The following is a 19,690-nucleotide window of genomic DNA, read 5'->3' as shown; positions in this document are numbered from 1 at the left end:
TGTAATGTCGGGGCCCAAACCTGACCCGGAAACTGAAAGACCGACTTCGCTGGGCATCTATGACCGCCCAAAGGCACCGTCTGTCACCGAGATTGAGATTGCCGCACTGGTGCTCAGCCTAATTTGGCTGGTGGTGTCGGTTGTTTTTCTGGTGTTGCCAGATAAGGCGCAAAGCGGTGGTTTTGTTGTCACCTTTCTGGCCGTTTTCATGCCTGTGGCGATGATCTGGGTCGCGGCCACTGCCATGCGTGCCAGCCGCGTGATGCGCGAGGAAAGCGCGCGGCTGCAAACTGCGATTGATGCGATCCGTCAGGCTTATGTGGCGCAGCAGCAGCGCGCATCCAGCACCTACGAACCGGCAGTGGCCAAGAAACTGGATGAGATCGCAGCCGCGACGCGGAAAACCGAAAGCACGCTGGCAACATTTTCGACCAAGCGCACAACGCCCCCTTATGCCCCGGCAAAACCACTCGTTGCGGGTGCTCAGACCTCGCTTGAACTGGGCACATCTGCGGAAGAAATTGCGCCACCGCTGAGCACCGATATCTTTATCCGCGCCTTGAATTTTCCGGAAACTCAGAATGACACCGAAGGGTTCAACGCCCTGCGCGTGGCGCTGAAAGACCGCAAGACGGCACAGATCGTGCAAGCATCGCAGGATGTTCTTACACTGCTCAGCCAGGAAGGCATCTATATGGACGACTTGCGCCCTGACATGGCCCGGCCCGAAATCTGGCGCCAGTTCGCGCAGGGCGCGCGGGGTCGCGCCGTTGCCGCGCTGGGGGGTGTACGAGACAGGTCCTCGCTGGCACTGACAGCTGCGCGGATGAAACAGGATCCGATTTTCCGCGACGCCGCCCACCATTTTCTCCGCCGCTTCGACAAGATGATGGCCGAGTTCGAGCCCACCGCAAGCGATGCAGAACTGAGCGCTTTGGGTGAGACCCGCACGGCGCGGGCGTTCATGTTGCTGGGGCGCGTGGCCGGGACGTTTGATTAGTCCGATTTGACGACCCAAGACATCTTGGTCGCGCTGCTGAAACCAAACACGTAACTTAAAGGTCCGGTTTTTTCTTCACCCACAGGCCGAAATCCTTCGCGCTCATATAAAGCGCGGGCGCGGGGGTTTGTGTCGATAACGTCAAGCTGAACGACTGACATGTTTTGTTTCCGCGCCTCACGCTTAACGGCATCCAGCAAGGCCGTACCAACGCCTTTGCCACGCGAGCCCGCGGCCACAAATATGCCATCCATCTGAAACACGCCGGGTTTCAGTTCGCGCTCCAAAATGCTGAGGATGAGGGCGCGCCAAATGGCCCCAAACCAGCCATAGACCTTTGCTAGGTCTGACATTCTGCCTCCGGCCAATGCACCATCGCGTGTCTTGAAACCTGCAAGCCCCAAAACCCGGTCTTCCTTGTCCCGTGCAACCAGCGCATAATCCGGGTTCAACGAAGTTTCGAAGAAAGCCAGCCCCTTTTCATCCGGGCCCATGACTTTATTCAGTTTCGCCGAAAATGCCTGCCAGAACAGGGTCGCCACCAGTGGGCGTTCAGCATCAGAAAAACCGCGTGAGACCGTGATTTTCACAATCCGAAACTTCCATACGGTATGAAGCGAACCATATCCCCGGGTTGGATGTGCCGAGCTCCATCTTCAATTTCGACCAGCCCTTCGGCCCAGCTGAGCCCGCTGATCCTGCCCGATCCTTCTGACTTGAAGACTTCAACCCGGCCTTCCCGTATGCGCGCGCGCAGGTATTCGCGGCGGCCCGGTTTCTTGCGCTTTTCAAAGGCCGCGGGAACTTCGAACCCTTGCGGTTCGATCCAGCCTTCGCCAGACATCAGGCCCAGCGCCGGTCGCGCAAAGATCAAGGTGCAGACCAAGGCGGCAACGGGATTGCCGGGCAGTCCAAAGACAGGGGTTCCGGACCACAACCCCAAAGCCAGAGGGCGACCGGGTTTCAAGGCGATCCTCCAGTGTTGCATCGCCCCCGCCTGGCGCAGCAAGGCAGATACGTGGTCTTCGTCACCAGCAGATGCGCCACCACTCGTCAGTATCACATCTGCCTGTTCCGCAGCCTGATCCAGCCGTTCCCGCAGGGCGTCCCGATCATCTGAAACACGCCCCATATCCACAGGTATAAACCCCAGCCTTTCGACCAGAGACAACAGCATCGGGCGGTTGGCGTCGAATATCTGACCCGGTCCGGCGCGCGCTCCGGCGTCGATCAGTTCATCGCCGGTCGATACCACGGCGACACGCAGCGGCTTGCGCACATTCACCTCGGCAATGCCCAAAGCGGTGAGTAACGCAAGATCAGCCGGTGTCAATCGGCGTCCTGTAGGCAGGGCCAGATCGCCTGCGGCCACATCCTCGCCCGCTTGCCTGGTATTTGCCCCCTTTTTCAGCGGACCATGGAACGCGATATGCCCGTCTTTAACTGTGACATCTTCTTCCAGAATAACCGTATCCACCCCGTCAGGCAGCGCCGCACCCGTCAGAACGCGCAATGCCTGGCCCACGGGAACGTCACCTTCAAACGGGATACCGGCTGCTGCGCGCCCATCGACCAGCGGCAGGATCTGTGGCCCATCTGAAACCGGACCAGCGAACCCGAACCCATCCACGGCTGTATTCGGTTGCGGCGGGTTGGAACGTTGGGCTGTAACATCTTCTGCCAGAATGCGCCCACTCGCCTTATTCAGCGCGACCGTGTCAACCGAGGTAATCGGATGCAACCTGTCGCGCAAATAGGCCAAGGCGTCATCAACCGGCGTCCACTCCACACCCGCTGGCAGCGCAAAACAATCGTTGCGCAACGGTGGCGGGGCTATGTTCGGCTTGTTCTGTGTAACACCCAATATCCAGCCTTCCTCTGCCGCAGAAACATCTAATTGCGCATTCAACTCCTGCTCTGTCAAACGCGACAGAGTCAAGGCGACCTGTTCGACTTGCCAAGCATCCTTGATCCGCCCATCTGGTTGCGCTCCCAAGGTGAGCGACGGCCAGATCTCCACAAAGGCGACGGGTTTATCCAACGGCTCGAACGGCCAGACCGCGACTTGTCCGGCAAAGCGATGGCGGAGCCTGCTTAGGACTGGAAGCCCCATCATCACCTGCCCACCGACCGCGCCTGCACCCGCCATCTGCCAGCAGGTGAAACTGCCTTTTGCCGAGGCTTCAACCGCACGACGGTCGGAAAACGGATTGGAATAGCCCGTCTTGGTTCGCGGCAAACCATCAATTTCGCGCCCAAGGCCATTCATCCAAAATGGGCCTCTTCCTCCGAATTGTCGATTGATCCGGCCTGCCAAGTCGAAACGATTGTTCGTTTTCGGACCGTCCTCGACATGCTGTTCGAACCAATCCCACAAGACCAAGGGGTCATCCGTTCCGGTCATCGCGCGGGCAAAACCCTTCGGGTATCCAAAAGGGAAGTCAAACCCCAGAAATAGGCGTCGGCCTGCTTTCAGTTCGGTGTGGATCAGGGCATCCAGCCACGCCTCGGCAAGCGCCCGGTTGCGTAGGTATTCAGGTCCCTGTGCCCGCCCTTCACGCGCAATACAGACCCAGATCGCGTCTTTGCGCGGTGTTGGCCCGGTGTCATTTCCACCAGACCAGTCCACCATGGCAAAGGTCTGGAACAGGGTCACAAACCGACCTCATCCAATATGAAGTCCGCGATCCTGACTGTATCATTCAAGTCGAAAACCGGGCAATCCAGTTCCAGCGCCGTGTCGCTGGCAACGGCTCGAACGGTATCGTTTTCAATCGCGATCAAAGGGTTTCCCGCCTCGGCGCGAAACGCCTCGATCTTTGGGTGACCTTCCCGCTTGAAGCCTTCGACCAGCACCAGATCAACCGGAGAAAGCCGCGCCAGCAATTCGGCCAAAGTTGGCTCGGGCGCACCGCGCAGCTCTTGCATCAAGGCGACGCGCTGCCCCGACGCAAGCAACACCTCGCTGGCACCAGCAACGCGGTGACGATGACTGTCCGTGCCCGGCTGGTCCACATCGACGCCGTGATGCGCATGTTTGACAGTTGAGACGGTAAAACCCCGCCCCGTGATCTCGGTCACCAGCCGTTCCATCAGCCCGGTTTTGCCTGCGTTTTTCCAGCCAGTGACACCGTAGACTCTCATACCTGCTCCAACAGTGTCCGGGCGCGGTCCAAATCGTCAGGTGTATTGACGTTGAAGAACGGATCAAACGGGTCAGCCTGGAACATAGCCTCGCGTCCGTCATGTTTATCAGTCCACAGCACGACCTTGCGCAACCCGTCCGTCAGAGCCGCCCGCAGATCATCGCGCAGAGCCACAGGCCAGAGCCCAAAGGTCGGGTGCCGGTTGACCCGCCTGCCCCCTCCGGATTTCAGCGCTTCGTCGCCCGTTCGCGGAGTAGTGGCCAAGACCAGAGGATGCACCTGCCCCTCTGCCGCCTCTTGCAGGCGCGCCACCAAATCACGCGGGAAGAACGGTGTATCTGCGGCAGCCGTTACGATACTGTCGGCCCCCTGATCTGCCGCCCAGTCGAGCCCCGCCAGAACACCGGCCAAAGGGCCAGCGAAGCCTTCAATCGTGTCAGGCAGAACGGGTAGCGTCAAATCGCTGAAACGCTCGGGGTCACCATTTGCGTTCAGGGCCAAACCACCGACTTGAGGAGACAGCCGATCAACGACATGGGACAGCAGGCTCCGCCCGCCAATCTGCAATAAACCTTTGTCACCACCACCCATCCGGGTGGCCTGCCCGCCTGCGAGGATGACGCCGAGAGGTTTTTTGTTTTCATCACTCATTGGCTACTCTTCCGCCGGTGTTTCCTGTCTTCGGCCACAACCGTCGACGGGTCCACATCGCGAACCAACCGTTCCTCACCGGAAAGACAAACAAAGCGCTGTCCGCGCATCCGGCCGATCAGCGTAAGGCCGAGCTCACGCGCGATCTCGACACCCCAGGCGGTGAAGCCGGAACGGGACGCCAACACAGGAATACCCATCATCGCCGTTTTGATCACCATCTCGGATGTCAGGCGACCGGTGGTATAGAGGATCTTGTCCTCTGCCGTCGCCCCCTCGGACAGCATCCAGCCTGCGATCTTGTCGACGGCATTATGGCGACCCACGTCTTCCATATAAACCAGCGGACGGTTTTCGCGGCACAATACAGTCCCATGAATTGCCCCGGCCTCAAGATAAAGCGACGGGGTGCGATTGATCTTGGCAGCCAGTTCGTAAAGCCACGAGGTACGCACCTGCACTTGCGGCAGCTGAACGCCCTCAAGACCCTCCATCATGTCCCCGAACACCGTTCCCACAGCGCAGCCACTGGTGCGCGTCTTTTTCTTCAGCTTGTCCTCGTACGAAGTCGCGCGTGCGGTGCGGACAACAACGGCTTCAAGATCATCGTCGTAATCGACACGGGTAATCTCATCATCAGCCAGCAACATGCCCTGATTTCGCAGAAAACCCAGCGCCAGGTATTCGGGATAGTCGCCAATGGTCATCGCCGTCACAATTTCCTGCGCGTTGAGGAAGATCGTCAGTGGGCGCTCTTCGACTACTGAAATCTGGCTGACCTCGCCATTCTGGTCCACGCCCTCGACCGCACGGGTCAGGCGGGCCGCGCCCGGATCAGGAGCGATTACATAGTCTGACACGTCGGTTTCGGTGACCAATTGCAACCCCTCCACAAGACCGATACTGCTGCTGGCGTCACCATAGGATTTAGCCATGGCCTCTGCCACATCCAAGTCATACTTCTGGAAAGGTTTTCGCGACGGCACGCCGTTTGTCTTCGTGGCTGTGCCTTTTGGCCTGTTGTTTGGTGTCTTCGCGACAGAAGCCGGGTTGAATATCGTGCAGACCATTGCCTTCTCCGTCACCGTTTTTGCTGGCGCGGCGCAGTTCACAGCTCTGCAACTTCTGCAGGATGAAACGCCTACAATCATCGTTTTGATTTCGGCGCTGGCAGTGAACCTGCGGGTTGCGATGTATTCCGCATCGCTGACGCCGTTCTTGGGTGCCGCCCCCTTGTGGCAAAGAGCATGTGCGGCTTACCTGATCGTGGATCAGTCTTACGCCTGTTCAATCGCGCAGTTCGAAAAAGAGCCTGATCTAACGATCCCCCAGCGAATGGCCTATTTCCTGGGTTCGGTCACTCCGATCACACCGCTGTGGGTTCTGGGAACCTGTCTGGGTGCCGTGCTGGGCGCTCAGATCCCAGAGAGTTGGGCGCTGGACTTTGCCCTGCCGATCACCTTTCTGGCGATGATCGGACCAATGATGCGTACGCTGGCCCATGTCATCGCCGCCCTGGTCGCCATTGTCGTTGCCCTGCTGACCGTGAGTGTGCCGTTCAATCTGGGCCTGCTGATCGCAGGCGCGGCAGGGATGATGGCCGGCGCGCAGGCGGAATTGATGCTAAAGCGGAACACGCCATGAACCAGATCGATCAGACAACAATATGGATCATCATCGTGGGTCTTGCGGTGGGCAGCTATGCTTTGCGCTTTACCTTTATCGGTCTCGTCGGTGATCGCCCAATGCCGCCCTGGTTGTTACGTCACCTTCGATATACAGCCGTGGCCATCCTGCCCGCACTGATCGCGCCGCTGGTGGTTTGGCCTGCGGCCACCGAAGGACAACCGGATATACCCCGTATGTCGGCCGCAGCGGTTGCATTGTCTGTGGGCATTCTAACCAAGAACGTGCTGGCGGCCATTTTTACCGGGGCGGCAACACTTTACACATTGCTGTATCTAGTTGGATGAAGCCGCGTCCAGCTGGTTCAGCCGCGCATTGTTGAACGCCAGTCCCTTTTGCAGGTCCGCGTCGTCGTTTTCACGGTATTCCGCCGTTTGAACACCTTGCAACGCTCCAAACTGATCCGACAGTTTGACCGGATAGAATGTAGTCGTGATCTGTTCGAACCCCGGAACCTGCTGCAACAGTTGCGAAGTAGAGTTCGCACAGAAAGCACCAGCCACCGGGCCCATCTGCTTGGCCAGTTGCAATGCGATTTCGGCCTGCTGCGGAGAGACCTCGATCGTCTGGATGCGCGCATAATGTGTTTCGCGGGCGTGGCTGCTGCGATACGCACGTTCGACATTCGGAGTGATTCCGTACAGCACGTCGTTCCTGATCGGTACAACATCCGCCCGGAACGATCCTGCCGGGTCGAAAATAACCCGCTCACTGCCACTGATCATCAGCGACGTATGCGCACCCGAACCGGTCCGGGTGCTGATCATCGTGTACAAGGTCAGGGTCGATGGCCCCGGATCGCGATAGGAGCGGGACGTGATTTCAGTCTGATCCGCTTGCGGGCGCTGTGATGCAGCGCAACCAGCCAACGTTGCGGCCACAAGGCACGCAGTCAATATCCTGAGCAAAGCCGCCCCCGAGTTGCTTACGAGGCGAAAACTGCCAGGAACAGGCACAACAAGGCGATTGCAACCACACACCAGGTGGTGGCTTTGATGAAACCGTTGAAAGTTTTGGTTTGAACATCGATGTTCATTTCGCCGTGCTTGTATTCAGCCATGAGTCTCAGAATCCCAATTCGCGTGTTTGACTTGTTGGATAATGGAAAACAAAACGCCTGTCACCACGTCATTCGCGCGCAGGGCGCGCTTACTTGAGGACCGAGCATCCGGGATAACCGAACCCCCATCGCCAGGGCAGGCCGCTGCACGGCCCGCCACCGAAACGAACCGCCCCATACATGGCATCCGCGGTGATCGCGTGAATGGTGCGGATCTGGTCAGGTTCCATATCATAGCGATCCGCGTATTCGTCGGCATACAGATCTCCATGCGCCGCAACACAGGCATGCAGGGCATCATCCGCCGCCAAACGCGCGTCATAGCTTTCCTCGGCCGAATCCGCGCCGTCGGCATTGTGATATGCCCGGTCGTGGATCACACAACAGTTTTCCCAAGGCGGATGTTCTTCAAAAAGCTCGCCAACCTGCGGGAACTGCTTTGCCACCCAGCGCCAGCTTGCGGACAACCCACCCGAACACCCGTCTGTTTCGAATGGTTGCAGCTCGGCGCTTTCGCTCTGGTCCATCAAGGCGCGATGGGCAGGCATTTCGAACCGGCGCATCAAGTCCTGTGCCAAGGCGGCGTGCGGAATAACGAGCAACAGCAGCGAAAGATTAAGGGCTTTCATCGCGCATCGCCTTGGTGTCGACCTGCAATCCGAAAGTCGTGGCCAACCACAACATCAGCCGCTCTGCTGGTCCCATTTCAGCACGCACGCGCAGAACCTCATTGGCCATGGCCGGGCGGTCGGTGATCAGACCATCAACACCCATAGACGCCATTTTGGACATTTGCAGCGGATCGTTCACTGTCCAGACATAGATATCCTTACCGGCATCGTGAACCTTTCGGATCAGGCCCGGCGTTGCCATCCCAGCATTGATAGCGACAAACTCGCCCTCCAACCCCGACAGATCACCAATGGCTGTGGCCGCCAATACACCCGAACGCCAGTCCGGGCGCAGTTTCTTCATCTTTTGGACGGCCGGATATTTCAACGACATGGTGGCGACCTCGTCCTGCATCTCCAACTCTTCCACCAGATTGATCACCCGGTTTTCCAGATCAATATCATGGCCATAGTATTTCAGTTCGATAAGAACCCTGGACTTGCCTTTGGCCGCCTCCAGCACATCACGCAGAGTTGGCGTTCGTTCCGAGGCGTATTCCGGATCAAACCAGCTGCCGATGTCGATATCTGCCACATCCGCCATCGTTGCATCCCAGACCTTCAGGTTAACACCCGCCAGCTTCATGAAATCGCTGTCATGGGCCACGATGATCACATCATCCGCAGATTCCTGAACGTCGATTTCAACCCAATCCGCGCCGTCCTCGATGGCTTTCAGAACCGAGGCCATCGTGTTTTCCGGCCGCAAGGCCGCTGCACCCCGGTGGCCAATGACCTCGGCATGATCCGGGGCCTGCACACGTTCCAGCAGACTTTGACCTGACCAAAGGCCAATAACCAACGCGGCAAGGGATGCGCCCACTGTCACAAATACAGGCGCCCGAATTTTCCGGGGTTCTGGGTGGGCGATCTTTTTTGCGTCAATATCGAAAAACCCGTCCAACAAGACGGCCAACGCGCCCAGCGCCGTTGCCGCCAGAACCAGCCCCGCCAATGACCACAGCCCTGCGACGACAAAACTGAAGGTCAGGGCCAGCTTGAGGTTGCTGCCGTCCTGCACGGGTACGAAAGTAAACAAAAGGCTGGCCACTGCGGCAATCAAAGCGGCGATGACAAGGCGCATCCCCAGCCAAAGGGCAAGTTCGATCTTCAACCGCCCGCGCCTGCCTTCCATCTTCTGCGCACTTTGGGCAAACGCCGTTCGGGGCGCAGTTCGTTCGAAAAGGACCAAATGCAGGGCCAGCGCCCAGGCGGACAGGCGACGGATCAAAAGCCACGCCAGTACAAGAACAACCACTCCGATCAGAAGAACCGCCACCTTGAAGGCGGGGGGGCGGAAGGTCAGGTAATAGTTGATGTCGTATTCAGTCAGCGTCCACCAAGCGATCAGGCCAGCGACAGCCACGAATGGCAGGGCAAGCAACAGGACACGCAGGATGAAACGCACGGCAAATCCGAACAACGCCGGGAAACGGGACAGGATCAACGCGAGCGCCGCACTGCCAGCGCGCCAGGGATCTTGTTCGCCCATACGCAGCGACCCGGCCATGACCGAGAACACAAAGACCTCGGCCAGCAGAAACAGGCTCAGAACTACAACAGACGAGATAAACCCGACCGGAGACAGCAGGAACATGGCAATGTCCTGATCCGTCAAGGCCGTCTGGTCAGACAGAGAGACTGCCAGATTGACCGTCAGTGCCACCCCTGGCGCAATCAGCGCAACAAGCAGTAATCGCACAGCGATATAAATTGGCACAAAAACCCGACGCCGGGCCCAAGCCCCCGCGTAGGCATGTGTTACGGCATGGAAATATCTGTTCACGCGGTCGCCTCCGAACTGATACATTCATTCAAAGGCGCGCAAACGTGAATTGCAAGTCAGCTGTCTTTCAGGTCCGCAGCCAGGCGGAACCCGATGCGGTTGGCTGGCTTGTCTTCAACCGATTTGGGAAGCGCACGCAACATCACGTTCAACTGGCTGACATGTTGCACCAGTTGCGTGCGGGCTCCGGTCCCGTCGGACCCGTAAAAGGTTATCATGTCGGGGTCGAAATAACCCATCCCCTCGATCCGCATCACGCCTGCATCGCCGCCAGTGAAACCCATGGCGACCTCATGATCGCCGTCCAATGTCTGTTCGAAATTCTGGATATACAGGATTAGCCGCTCGTAGGCCCATTGTGCGGGGCTTTTGCTGGCCACCGGTTTTTTCAACGTCTCTGGCAGTTTTTTGGTTCCGGATTCCGCTTTTGGATCAGCGTGCACCTCGTAACATCTTGGCAACGCTGCGGCTTCTGCGGCCTCGGCCGAGGTTTCGATCTGGTCCTGCATTCGTCTACCCTTTGCGCTGATACAGCCATGCCCCGTCCGCGCGTTGCGTCCGGGTTACTGCACCAATGTGGTAGAGGTGATTTACATGTGCAACCGCCTCAACCAGCGCAAGGCCATACTCACCCTCTTGGATTGTACGTTTGAACAGCGGCATAAAGCAGTCAGCGGCAGATTTGGGCTGATCCAGATGATCCAGCAACCGTTCCAGCGCGCCATGGTGGTTGTCAATCAACTGCTTCATGCGCAACGGCAGACCGGTGAAGGGCAATTTGTGCCCGCCTAAAACCAGATGATCGGGACGGGCGAGTACCTGAAGCCTCTCACAGGCCTCCATCCATCCTGACACCGGATCTGCCATGGGTTCGGTCGCATAGACACCCAGATTGGGACTGATTGAACTGAGGATCTGATCACCGCTGAGTACCAGATTGTCATCGCGGCTCCAGAAGGTGGCGTGTTCCGGCGCATGGCCATTGCCCATATGAACGTCCCAGTCACGTCCACCCATACGGATCACGTCACCCTGCTTGATCCCGGTAAAACCCAGCGGCATGGGATAGACCGTGTCGGCAAAATTAAAGGGCCGGTCCGCCATCCGTTTGTTCAGAACATCGGATGCCATCCCCGCACTGCGATAGAATTCCAGCGTTTCTTGCGGCCAGGTTTCCTGCACATCCAGCGTCAGCATCCGCGCAAACAGCCACGAGGTGCGGCTTGTCACCAGCTCGGCGCCGTGTTCCGTCTGAAACCATCCGGCATTGCCAACATGGTCGGGATGATGGTGAGTCACCACCACCCTCCTGATCGGCTTGCCTGCAAGTGGCCCGGCCATCAACGCTTCCAAGATGCGCCGCGTCTTGTTCGAGGACAGCCCCGTATCGATCACGGTCCAGCTGTCGCCATCGTCCAGAGCGTAGATGTTTACATGGTCCAGCGCCATCGGCAGGGGCAGGCGCATCCAGAGAACACCTTGGGCAATCTCGGTGGCTGCGCCCTGCGCGGGCGGTTCAGCCCACGGATATCTGATCCCCAAGACGTGATCCCCATCCATCAGGCTGCAAACTCGTCCGTGCTCAGCGCGAAAAGGTCATCCGCCCCGTTCTGCGCCCGCGCCAAAAGGCCCGAATGTTCGGGCAACAGGGCGTTGATATAATATCGCGCCAGTTTCGCCCGCGGTCCCTCTGGGTCGGCAAGGGCTGCGGTCAGGTGATAATGCCCGCCCAGCACCCGGGCAAAAGCCTGCAAATAAGCAACTGCGCCTGCAAAGCGGTTATTCAAATCGTCCTGTGCGACCAGCCACTCTGTCGCCTCGCGCAGTGTTTCGGTGGCTTCCCAGACCGGACCCGCCAGATCAGGCAGCATTGCACGGGCGCGTTCGGCCTGGTCTTCGATCTCATCCAGCAAGTTCGAAGCAGCCTCGCCCCCGTCCATCATCTTCCGCGCAACAAGGTCCATCGCCTGAATACCGTTGGTGCCCTCGTAGATCGCGGTGACACGCGCATCGCGATAGAACTGTGCCGCGCCGGTTTCCTCAATATATCCCATGCCACCATGCACCTGGACCCCGGTTTCAGCCACACGCATCCCGGTCTGAGTACCAAACGCCTTGCTGATCGGCGTCAACAGCGCGGCCCGCGCAGCCCAATCGGCGTCACCAGTGGCCTCTGCCATATCGATCGCGACCGCATTAGCCAACAGGATCGCGCGCGCGGCATAAACATCAGCACGCATATCCAAAAGCATGCGGCGCACATCCGCATGATCGATGATCGTCCCGGACGGCGTTTTGCCTTGTTTCCGTTCCAGGGCATAGGCCAACGCGTGCTGGTATGCACCTTCGGCCACGCCCACGCCCTGTCCGCCAACACCAAGACGCGCATTGTTCATCATGGTAAACATGGCAGCCATACCGCCATGTTCGGCACCCACCAGCCAGCCTTTGGCTCTGTCATATTGCATCACGCAGGTGGGCGATCCGTGCAAACCCATCTTGTGTTCCAGCGAAACCACTTTTAGATCATTGGCCGCGCCCGGGTCACCATTTGCGTCAGGCAGGAATTTAGGGACAAGGAACAATGAAATCCCTTTGGTGCCGGGCACTCCATCGGGAAGGCGAGCCAGTACCAGATGGCAGACATTCTCGGTAAAATCGGTATCGCCCCACGAGATGAATATCTTTTGACCGGTGATCGAATATGTCCCGTCACCGTTCGGCTCAGCCTTCGCAGACAGCGCGCCAACATCCGATCCGGCCTGAGCTTCGGTCAGGTTCATGGTGCCCGACCATTCCCCCGTCATCATCTTAGGCAGATACAGCGCTTTCAATTCGTCGCTGGCGTGATGCTCCAACGCCTCAATCTGGCCCTGAGACATAAGCGGCGCAAGTTGAAGCGACAGGCAAGCGGCACTCATCATCTCGTTGACCGCCGTGGTGATCGTCATAGGTAGCCCCATCCCCCCGTATTCAGGATTGCCACTGATCCCGATCCAGCCACCTTCGGCAATTGCCTTCCAACCGTCTGCATATCCCGGAGAAGTTCGCAGCACGCCATTTTCAAGTCGTGCAGGTTCCAGATCACCGGGGCGCTGTAGAGGGGCCATCACCTCTTCGCACATTTTTCCAGCTTCGGTCAGGATCGCACTGACCACATCCCCGCTGGCATCAGCAAATTTATCCGTCGCAGCGACCTGGTCGAACCCGACCACATGGTCCAGCAGGAACTGGTAATCTGAAATTGGGGTGCGATAGGGCATGATCACTCTCGAAGGCTAACAATTCAGAACATATCGGCAGGCTTGGAATTGTGGGCAAGCGCCGGTAAGCGTATGAGCTTGGATCAATTACCTACTGTCCCCTATGTTTCAAGCAACCAAAACGCGGCGTCACCAGTTATGATCTCAACCGGCACTCAGGAATTGACGGCGGATCCCGGCGGTATCGCGCGGGCTGCAGATATGTTGCGACAGGGCCTTCTGGTCGCCTTCCCGACCGAGACCGTCTATGGCCTGGGCGGCGATGCACGCAACGGGCAGGCGGTGGCGTCGATCTACGAGGCCAAGGGGCGGCCCAGTTTCAATCCGCTGATCGCACATGTCGCTTCGGTCGCCGCGGCGCAACGGTATGTGCAATGGTCAGATCAGGCCGAGCATCTGGCGCAGGCCTTTTGGCCCGGTCCGCTTACCTTGGTTTTGCCCTTGCGCGAAGGGCACGGGATTTCATCGCTGGTGACGGCAGGTTTGGATACGTTGGCCGTGCGCGTTCCGGCACATCCGACAGCGCACGCGCTGCTGGCCGAATTTGATGGCCCGGTTGCTGCGCCATCTGCAAACCCGTCGGGTCAGATCAGTCCGACCAAGGCAAGTCATGTCTGGTCAGGTCTTGGCGGCAAGATCGCGGCTGTTCTGGATGACGGGCCGTGCGGTGTCGGGCTTGAATCCACCATCATCGGTCTGGCTGGGGAACCCGCGCTTTTGCGTCCAGGTGGCATCGCGCTGGAGCAAATCGAAGAGACGCTGAAAACACACCTACATCTGCATCAATCCGGTGACCTTCTGACCGCCCCCGGCCAGTTGCAATCGCATTATGCGCCGGATGCTCCGGTCCGTTTGAATGCCGAAACCCGTCAGGGTGATGAGGTGTTGCTGGGATTTGGACAGGTTGAGTGCGACCTGAACTTGTCCGCCATTGGCGACCTGACCGAAGCGGCGGCAAATCTGTTTGCGTTTCTGCATCAACTGAACGAAACCGGGCGACCGATTGCCGTTTCTCCGATCCCAGGCACGGCATTGGGGGCGGCAATCAATGACCGGCTGCGGCGCGCTGCAGCACCTCGCGACAGCTGATCAGGCCCGCCCTGCGCTGGCAGAAAGGGTCAGCGGGTCCACGCCCAAAGTAGCCAACGCTGCCTCCCATTTCGCATCATCGGGCACATCGAAAACAAGCTTGGGTGTCGCGTCGGTGGTCAGCCAACCGTTCATGGCAATTTCATCCTCAAGCTGACCGGGCCCCCAGCCGGAATAACCCAGCGCCAGCATCGAGTTCAGCGGCCCGCTGCCTGACGCCAAATCCTCGAGCACATCAAGTGTCGCCGTCATGCTGAAGTCCTCAGAAATCTGCATTGAATGCAGGTTGGCCTCGTAATCGGCGCTGTGAAGGACAAAGCCGCGCGACATCTCGACCGGCCCACCGAAATGCACAAGGCGCTCTCCGACAATCGGAATACGGCAGGCGATGTTCAGTTGACCCAGCAAGGTCTTTATCCGCAGGTCCGAGGGCTTGTTCACAATCAAACCCATGGCTCCATCGTCGCCGTGGCTGCACACATACACCACCGAATGGTCGAATCGCGGATCCCCCATACCGGGCATCGCAATCAACAGTTTTCCGGTCAGGTCCATGGGCCGCCATCTCTTTCTCAGAACACCTCAACAATGGCCCCGCAGCATGTCTATTGGCAAGAGAACAACGGGTATTTTGGCGGATTTCATCCCAGTGAACAGAACGTGACTTGGAATCCGGGCCAACGCCGCGCATTTAAGAGGGATGAAGATGTCGATGAAACACACTGCTGTCGCCGCACTTGCTTGCCTGCATCTGTCCGCCCCGGTTGCCGCACAGGGTCTGGATGGTGTCGTTCAGCTGGATGTTCTGGATGGTGGCCGGACTGCAAACGGCACTTATCTTACCGCCTTAAAGCTGACGCTCGAGGATGGTTGGAAAACCTACTGGCGCGCGCCCGGAGACGCTGGCATCCCGCCGGAAATCAACTGGAAACGGTCAAGCAATGTCGGGCGGATTGAGATCACATGGCCTGCCCCCGATGTCTTTGATCAGAACGGGTTGCAGTCGATCGGTTACAAGAACCAACTGGTCCTTCCTATTGAGATTACGCCGCGCAACCCTGCCAAGCCGGTCCGATTGCAGGGCGAAATGGATCTGGGCGTCTGCAAAGACGTTTGTATTCCGGAACGTCTGGGCTTTGACCACACGCTCGACGCCAATGCCGGGCGCCATCCCGCGATTGCCGCGGCACTGGCGCAACGTCCCTATTCCGCGCAGGAAGCTCGCGTGTCCAGTGCCACGTGTCGTCTGACGCCAACGAAAGATGGTATGCGTATCGAAGCACGAGTGACCATGCCATCGGCAGGTGGTCATGAAGTTGCTGTGATCGAACCCGGCAATCCCACCCTCTGGGCTTCGCAGCCGGTTGCGCAACGGCAGGGCGATACGTTGGTGGCCGAGGCCGAGATTATCAATGCATCGGGTACACCCTTTGCGCTGGATCGGTCTGAAATCCGGATTACAGTTCTGGGCGCCAATCACGCAGTTGATATTCAGGGTTGCAGCGCAGGCTGAATTCATGACCCAATCGCCAAAAATCGGTGCCCTGGCCGTTGTTCTGCACCAGGATCAGGTTCTTCTGGTTCAGCGCAGCAAGCAGCCCGACGCCGGGCTGTGGGGGTTTCCCGGTGGCCATGTCGAATGGGGTGAAACCGTATTGGAAGCGGCGCAACGCGAATTGCTGGAAGAAACCTCGGTGATCGCGCAACCGTCACATTATCTGAACAATCTGGACCTTCTGCGCCGAACCCCAGATGGGCTGGTCGTGTCCCATTACCTGCTGGTCGGGGTCGCATGTCAGTATCGCTCGGGCACGCCGAGGGCCGGTGACGACGCACTTGATGCCCGGTGGTTTCCCATCGATCAGATACGCCAGGGCAACCTGCCCATGAGCGCGCGGGTCATTGAGCTTTTGGAATATGCCTTGCTTGCGGTTTAAGTACCTGCCGATTTCGTGAGGCGACCATAGAGTATACCTGAGGCAGCAATGCTTAGAATCACAATCGGTACAGCGCCGGCAACAAACGCGCCCAGCCCCATTTTCAATGCGGCAATGCCATCATCACCGGGATAAAGGCTTTGTAGCATGGCAAGCGGTGCACCGTTGACAGCGGGCCAGATCATCGTCAAGGCAAACCAGATCCCAAGTATCACGCCGGTTCCGGCCAACGCGCCACGAACAACCTTGTCAGGGGCCCGTGCAGCACGGCGCATGGCTGTCATCGGACGTGCCACGTCATTAAGAATTCCCAGCAAGGCAGGTACAAGAACCAACACCAGCAACATTCCGAAACCAAGCCCGTAGACCAGTGTGATTACAGTCGGTTTCAAGAATTGCGCCTGTTGAGAGCCTTCATATAGTAAGGGCGCAAGGCCAAGAACCGTCGTCAGCGTGGTCAGCATCACGGGGCGCAACCTGTCTGCCGTGCCATCCAGAATAGACGGAATCAACCCGCGATCCTGCTGGTATGCGTCGATCGTAGTCACCAAAACGATCGAATCGTTGATGATGATCCCTGTCATGCCCAACAACCCGACAACCGTGAACATGCTCAGCGGAACCTCCCAGATGTAATGGCCCCAAATTGCCCCGACCAGGCCAAAGGGAATAATCGCCATAACCACAAGGGGTCGTGTCCAGCTGGCAAAAACCCAGGCCAGTACAAGATAAATACCGGTCAGGCACAGGATCAGACCGTTGCGGGCCTCGGACAGGAATTCGTTTTCCTGTTCGCTCAGACCCGACATGCGCCACTCAACCTGCCTTTCGGCCGCGATATTGGGAAGGATCTCGTCCTGCATCACGCGTTCAATTTCGGCGGCCCGTGCCGGATCGTCTTCCGAAATATCGCCTGTTACCGAAACCACCCTCAGGCCGTTTTCACGCCGAACCGTCGAAAACCCGGACTTGCGCTCGACCGAAACGATATCAGCCAAAGGTACGTAGACCCCATCAGGAGAACGCATCAGAGTTCGTTCCAGAAAATCTGCTGTCAGTTCACCTTCGGGCAGTTCGACACGGATCTCGGCACTGCGCGGCCCGTCGGGGAAGGTTGCGGCCTCAATCCCGTTCAAACGGTTGCGCAAAGCCCGCCCCAGCGTTTCGATCCGAAAACCCAGCGCCTGACCCTGCGCTGTCAGGTCCAGAAGAAACTCTTCCTTGTCATATGCCAGAGTGTCTTCGAGCGCCGAGACTTCAGGAAACTTCGACAGCGCGGTTTGCAGATCTTCTGACGCGGCTTTCAGGACATTTACGTCCGAGCCATAGAACTGCACGTCGATGGCGTCGCCACCGGGGCCGGACCGCCAACCGCGGAAGCTGATCACCTCGACCTTGGGGTGGCGCGGTACGAAATCCTGTAGCTCGCCCACAAACTCAAAACTCGAATATGGGCGCAGATCGGCGTCGATCAATTCAATCGAAATGCCTCCCAGCACACTGCCGTCCTTGCCGTCAGCCGCAGCAAGCGCACGCCCGGCATTGCCACCAACCTCAGCCAGGACATAGTCAATTGGATTTCGGCCATGACGCTCTTCGTAGATCCGGCCCAGCTCGTTGGTCGCATCCTGTAGAATGCGCATCATTTCAAGCGTATCTGACCGGGTCGACCCTTCGCGCATGATAAACCCGCCGCTGACTGAGCTGCGTTCAGGTGCGTTGAAGAACCGCCAGTTCACGTCGCCACGAATGAACAATGCAACCTGACTGGCCAGAATAGCAATCATCAACGCCGCGACCACATAACGCGCCCAGATCACCCAAGCGATCAACGGGCGGAACAAGTGATCCCGGACCCAACGAAAGCCACGATTGACGACACGGTTCGGCAGATCGTACCAGTGTTCCTTGGCCGAATGCGCAATTGCGTGCGCCATGTGATTGGGCAGGATCAGGAAGCATTCCACCAGCGACGCAACCAGAACTGCGATCACCGTGAAGGGGATATCGCGGATCAGCTCTCCGAAACGTCCTCCAACCAACGTCAGGCCGAAAAACGCAATCACGGTCGTTACTGTGGCGGCCAGAACCGGCATTGCCATTCGACGGGCGGCACGCTCAGCGGCTTCCACAGGTGTCTCACCCAATCGGCGGGCGCGATAATCGGCGTGCTCTCCCACGACAATCGCATCATCTACGACGATCCCCAAGGTGATGATCAAACCGAACAGGGAAACCATATTCACCGACAAACCGCCCAGATACATCAGTGCAATCGCCGCCGACATCGCCACCGGAATGCCCGCAGCAACCCAAAAGGCAATGCGCGCATTCAGAAACAGGAACAACAGGATGACAACCAGCCCCAACCCCATCAGCCCGTTATCCACGAGGATATTTAGCCGGTCGGTAATTGCTTGCGCCCGGGTGCGGATCAGATCAATTCTCACACCTTCAGGAAGGCTGGCCTGCATCTCGCGGGCAACGTCCTCGACCGTGTGCTGAATACCTATCGCATCGCCCAGGTTCGACCGGTCCACTCTGATGGACATGGCCGGATTGTCGCCCACATAATAGCTGCGCTCGCGGGTGACGCCTTCAACCCAAATTCTAGCTATGTCACCAACCTTCAGCTTGGAGCCATCTTCGTTCGTCCTCAGCGCGATGCCTTCGATCTGTTCCGGCGTGCGTTTTTCAGCTCCTGCCCGGACAAGAGCACCCGCACCCTCAACATAGCCAGCGGGGTCGGTATTGACTTCGGCACCTATCGCTGCCGCGATTTCGGCCATCGTGATATCGTTTGCGACCAACTGCGCGGTGGTGACCTCGACAACGATGCGCGGTGCGGCAATACCCCGGATTGTCGTGCGGGTCACACCTGATGCGAACAAACGATTGATAAGCTCATCCGTCAGTTTCGCCAGCTGAGCAGTATCGGTCGGCCCCGTGATCACCACATCCGTCACCCGATCACGCCACGCACCACGTTGAATCCTGGGCTCCTCAGCGTCTTCCGGCAGATCTGTGACAGCGTCTACGGCGGTCCTAACATCCTCGACAGCGCGGGACACATCCCAGTTGGGTTCGAATTCCAGCCTGATCCGGGTCCAGCCCGGATGCGAGGAAGCCTCGGTACTGGTCACCCCTTCGACGGCCAGCAGCGCCGGTTCCAGCAACTGCACGATCCCGGTGTCCATGTCCTCGGGCCCGGCACCATCCCAGGTTACGGATACATCGACGCGTTCCAGAATGACGTCCGGAAAGAACTGTGCCCGCATGTTCGGGATTGCCGCCGCGCCAAGAACCAGCATGACAAGCAACAGCAGGTTGGCAACTGTCCGATGCCGCGTGAAATAACTGAGAAGGCCACCCGCCGCGCCAGGTATCTCGCGCATCATGGC

The 19,690-nt window shown here is 58.4% G+C and carries 20 protein-coding genes; 6 read left to right on the top strand and 14 right to left on the bottom strand.

Annotated elements, in window-relative coordinates; translation table 11 throughout:
* Positions 1-4: 4 nt before the first annotated feature.
* On the top strand, positions 5-1,000 hold the full coding sequence (locus tag ACR0ID_RS07765) for a hypothetical protein (protein ID WP_480604702.1): 996 nt from the start codon (positions 5-7) through the stop codon (positions 998-1,000).
* Here ACR0ID_RS07765 and ACR0ID_RS07760 read toward each other — a convergent pair.
* The 5 genes from ACR0ID_RS07760 to ACR0ID_RS07740 are packed head-to-tail and all read right to left on the bottom strand — an operon-like array spanning position 997 to position 5,732.
* A complete protein-coding gene (locus tag ACR0ID_RS07760; protein WP_480604700.1) occupies positions 997-1,590 on the bottom strand; it encodes a GNAT family N-acetyltransferase in 594 nt (197 codons plus the stop codon). The genes ACR0ID_RS07765 and ACR0ID_RS07760 overlap by 4 nt on opposite strands.
* Positions 1,587-3,656, bottom strand: coding sequence for a molybdopterin-binding protein (locus ACR0ID_RS07755; RefSeq protein ID WP_480604698.1), 2,070 nt, complete (start codon positions 3,654-3,656; stop codon positions 1,587-1,589). The genes ACR0ID_RS07760 and ACR0ID_RS07755 overlap by 4 nt, the downstream gene beginning before the upstream one ends.
* The gene (gene mobB / locus ACR0ID_RS07750; protein WP_480494332.1) at positions 3,653-4,144 is read right to left on the bottom strand and encodes a molybdopterin-guanine dinucleotide biosynthesis protein B; all 492 of its coding nucleotides are present in this window, start codon (positions 4,142-4,144) and stop codon (positions 3,653-3,655) included. Before mobB ends, ACR0ID_RS07755 begins: the two co-directional genes overlap by 4 nt.
* Complete coding sequence (mobA, locus tag ACR0ID_RS07745) at positions 4,141-4,797, bottom strand: molybdenum cofactor guanylyltransferase MobA (RefSeq protein WP_480494334.1); 657 nt, start codon at positions 4,795-4,797, stop codon at positions 4,141-4,143. The genes mobB and mobA overlap by 4 nt, the downstream gene beginning before the upstream one ends.
* Positions 4,794-5,732: a formate dehydrogenase accessory sulfurtransferase FdhD gene (locus ACR0ID_RS07740; RefSeq protein WP_480604696.1), complete on the bottom strand. Its 939-nt coding sequence runs from the start codon at positions 5,730-5,732 to the stop codon at positions 4,794-4,796. The genes mobA and ACR0ID_RS07740 overlap by 4 nt, the downstream gene beginning before the upstream one ends.
* Here ACR0ID_RS07740 and ACR0ID_RS07735 point away from each other — a divergent pair.
* On the top strand, positions 5,731-6,441 hold the full coding sequence (locus tag ACR0ID_RS07735) for an AzlC family ABC transporter permease (protein WP_480494338.1): 711 nt from the start codon (positions 5,731-5,733) through the stop codon (positions 6,439-6,441). The genes ACR0ID_RS07740 and ACR0ID_RS07735 overlap by 2 nt on opposite strands.
* The gene (locus tag ACR0ID_RS07730) at positions 6,438-6,770 is read left to right on the top strand and encodes an AzlD domain-containing protein (protein ID WP_209506607.1); all 333 of its coding nucleotides are present in this window, start codon (positions 6,438-6,440) and stop codon (positions 6,768-6,770) included. The genes ACR0ID_RS07735 and ACR0ID_RS07730 overlap by 4 nt, the downstream gene beginning before the upstream one ends.
* On the opposite strand, the gene ACR0ID_RS07725 is transcribed toward ACR0ID_RS07730, so the two are convergent.
* The 7 genes from ACR0ID_RS07725 to ACR0ID_RS07695 form a co-directional block, all read right to left on the bottom strand.
* On the bottom strand, positions 6,759-7,391 hold the full coding sequence (locus ACR0ID_RS07725; protein ID WP_480604694.1) for a hypothetical protein: 633 nt from the start codon (positions 7,389-7,391) through the stop codon (positions 6,759-6,761). The genes ACR0ID_RS07730 and ACR0ID_RS07725 overlap by 12 nt on opposite strands.
* A 17-nt stretch (positions 7,392-7,408) precedes the next feature.
* Positions 7,409-7,543, bottom strand: coding sequence for an aa3-type cytochrome c oxidase subunit IV (locus tag ACR0ID_RS07720; RefSeq protein WP_267364539.1), 135 nt, complete (start codon positions 7,541-7,543; stop codon positions 7,409-7,411).
* Positions 7,544-7,632: 89 nt separating this feature from the next.
* Positions 7,633-8,172 (bottom strand): hypothetical protein, encoded by a 540-nt coding sequence (locus ACR0ID_RS07715; RefSeq protein WP_480475005.1) that lies wholly within the window; start codon positions 8,170-8,172, stop codon positions 7,633-7,635.
* Entirely contained in the window at positions 8,159-10,000 is a 1,842-nt protein-coding gene (locus tag ACR0ID_RS07710) for a glycerophosphodiester phosphodiesterase (protein ID WP_480494341.1), read from the bottom strand. The genes ACR0ID_RS07715 and ACR0ID_RS07710 overlap by 14 nt, the downstream gene beginning before the upstream one ends.
* 56 nt (positions 10,001-10,056) lie before the next feature.
* Positions 10,057-10,509: a DUF6173 family protein gene (locus ACR0ID_RS07705; protein WP_480475001.1), complete on the bottom strand. Its 453-nt coding sequence runs from the start codon at positions 10,507-10,509 to the stop codon at positions 10,057-10,059.
* Between the two features lie 4 nt (positions 10,510-10,513).
* On the bottom strand, positions 10,514-11,560 hold the full coding sequence (locus tag ACR0ID_RS07700; protein WP_480604692.1) for an MBL fold metallo-hydrolase: 1,047 nt from the start codon (positions 11,558-11,560) through the stop codon (positions 10,514-10,516).
* The gene (locus ACR0ID_RS07695) at positions 11,560-13,263 is read right to left on the bottom strand and encodes an acyl-CoA dehydrogenase (RefSeq protein ID WP_480474997.1); all 1,704 of its coding nucleotides are present in this window, start codon (positions 13,261-13,263) and stop codon (positions 11,560-11,562) included. Before ACR0ID_RS07695 ends, ACR0ID_RS07700 begins: the two co-directional genes overlap by 1 nt.
* A 138-nt stretch (positions 13,264-13,401) precedes the next feature.
* Here ACR0ID_RS07695 and ACR0ID_RS07690 point away from each other — a divergent pair, with 138 nt between their 5' ends.
* Positions 13,402-14,352 (top strand): L-threonylcarbamoyladenylate synthase, encoded by a 951-nt coding sequence (locus ACR0ID_RS07690; protein WP_480474994.1) that lies wholly within the window; start codon positions 13,402-13,404, stop codon positions 14,350-14,352.
* Here ACR0ID_RS07690 and ACR0ID_RS07685 read toward each other — a convergent pair whose 3' ends face one another.
* Positions 14,353-14,907 (bottom strand): YqgE/AlgH family protein, encoded by a 555-nt coding sequence (locus tag ACR0ID_RS07685; RefSeq protein WP_480474992.1) that lies wholly within the window; start codon positions 14,905-14,907, stop codon positions 14,353-14,355.
* Positions 14,908-15,064: 157 nt separating this feature from the next.
* On the opposite strand from ACR0ID_RS07685, the gene ACR0ID_RS07680 reads away from it, so the two are divergent.
* On the top strand, positions 15,065-15,865 hold the full coding sequence (locus ACR0ID_RS07680) for a protein-disulfide reductase DsbD domain-containing protein (RefSeq protein WP_480554239.1): 801 nt from the start codon (positions 15,065-15,067) through the stop codon (positions 15,863-15,865).
* 4 nt (positions 15,866-15,869) lie between these two features.
* Entirely contained in the window at positions 15,870-16,289 is a 420-nt protein-coding gene (locus tag ACR0ID_RS07675; RefSeq protein WP_480474988.1) for an NUDIX hydrolase, read from the top strand.
* On the opposite strand, the gene ACR0ID_RS07670 is transcribed toward ACR0ID_RS07675, so the two are convergent.
* A complete protein-coding gene (locus ACR0ID_RS07670; RefSeq protein WP_480604688.1) occupies positions 16,286-19,687 on the bottom strand; it encodes an efflux RND transporter permease subunit in 3,402 nt (1,133 codons plus the stop codon). The two genes, ACR0ID_RS07675 and ACR0ID_RS07670, sit on opposite strands and share 4 nt — an antisense overlap.
* Positions 19,688-19,690: the final 3 nt, after the last annotated feature.

It is taken from the genome of Ruegeria sp. AL2 (assembly GCF_056540845.1).
Note: the sequence above shows the minus strand (reverse complement) of the source record. Positions and strands in the feature narration are given on the sequence as shown.

Coding starts and splice junctions, on each gene's coding strand:
- ACR0ID_RS07715 (WP_480475005.1), bottom strand. CDS start 8,172: ATGAAAGCCCTTAATCTTTCGCTGCTGTTGCTCGTTATTCCGCACGCC.
- mobB (WP_480494332.1), bottom strand. CDS start 4,144: ATGAGAGTCTACGGTGTCACTGGCTGGAAAAACGCAGGCAAAACCGGG.
- ACR0ID_RS07705 (WP_480475001.1), bottom strand. CDS start 10,509: ATGCAGGACCAGATCGAAACCTCGGCCGAGGCCGCAGAAGCCGCAGCG.
- ACR0ID_RS07720 (WP_267364539.1), bottom strand. CDS start 7,543: ATGGCTGAATACAAGCACGGCGAAATGAACATCGATGTTCAAACCAAA.
- ACR0ID_RS07680 (WP_480554239.1), top strand. CDS start 15,065: ATGAAACACACTGCTGTCGCCGCACTTGCTTGCCTGCATCTGTCCGCC.
- ACR0ID_RS07670 (WP_480604688.1), bottom strand. CDS start 19,687: ATGATGCGCGAGATACCTGGCGCGGCGGGTGGCCTTCTCAGTTATTTC.
- ACR0ID_RS07690 (WP_480474994.1), top strand. CDS start 13,402: ATGATCTCAACCGGCACTCAGGAATTGACGGCGGATCCCGGCGGTATC.
- ACR0ID_RS07675 (WP_480474988.1), top strand. CDS start 15,870: ATGACCCAATCGCCAAAAATCGGTGCCCTGGCCGTTGTTCTGCACCAG.
- ACR0ID_RS07765 (WP_480604702.1), top strand. CDS start 5: ATGTCGGGGCCCAAACCTGACCCGGAAACTGAAAGACCGACTTCGCTG.
- ACR0ID_RS07700 (WP_480604692.1), bottom strand. CDS start 11,560: ATGGATGGGGATCACGTCTTGGGGATCAGATATCCGTGGGCTGAACCG.
- ACR0ID_RS07730 (WP_209506607.1), top strand. CDS start 6,438: ATGAACCAGATCGATCAGACAACAATATGGATCATCATCGTGGGTCTT.
- ACR0ID_RS07685 (WP_480474992.1), bottom strand. CDS start 14,907: ATGGACCTGACCGGAAAACTGTTGATTGCGATGCCCGGTATGGGGGAT.
- ACR0ID_RS07735 (WP_480494338.1), top strand. CDS start 5,731: ATGGCCTCTGCCACATCCAAGTCATACTTCTGGAAAGGTTTTCGCGAC.
- ACR0ID_RS07740 (WP_480604696.1), bottom strand. CDS start 5,732: ATGGCTAAATCCTATGGTGACGCCAGCAGCAGTATCGGTCTTGTGGAG.
- mobA (WP_480494334.1), bottom strand. CDS start 4,797: ATGAGTGATGAAAACAAAAAACCTCTCGGCGTCATCCTCGCAGGCGGG.
- ACR0ID_RS07695 (WP_480474997.1), bottom strand. CDS start 13,263: ATGCCCTATCGCACCCCAATTTCAGATTACCAGTTCCTGCTGGACCAT.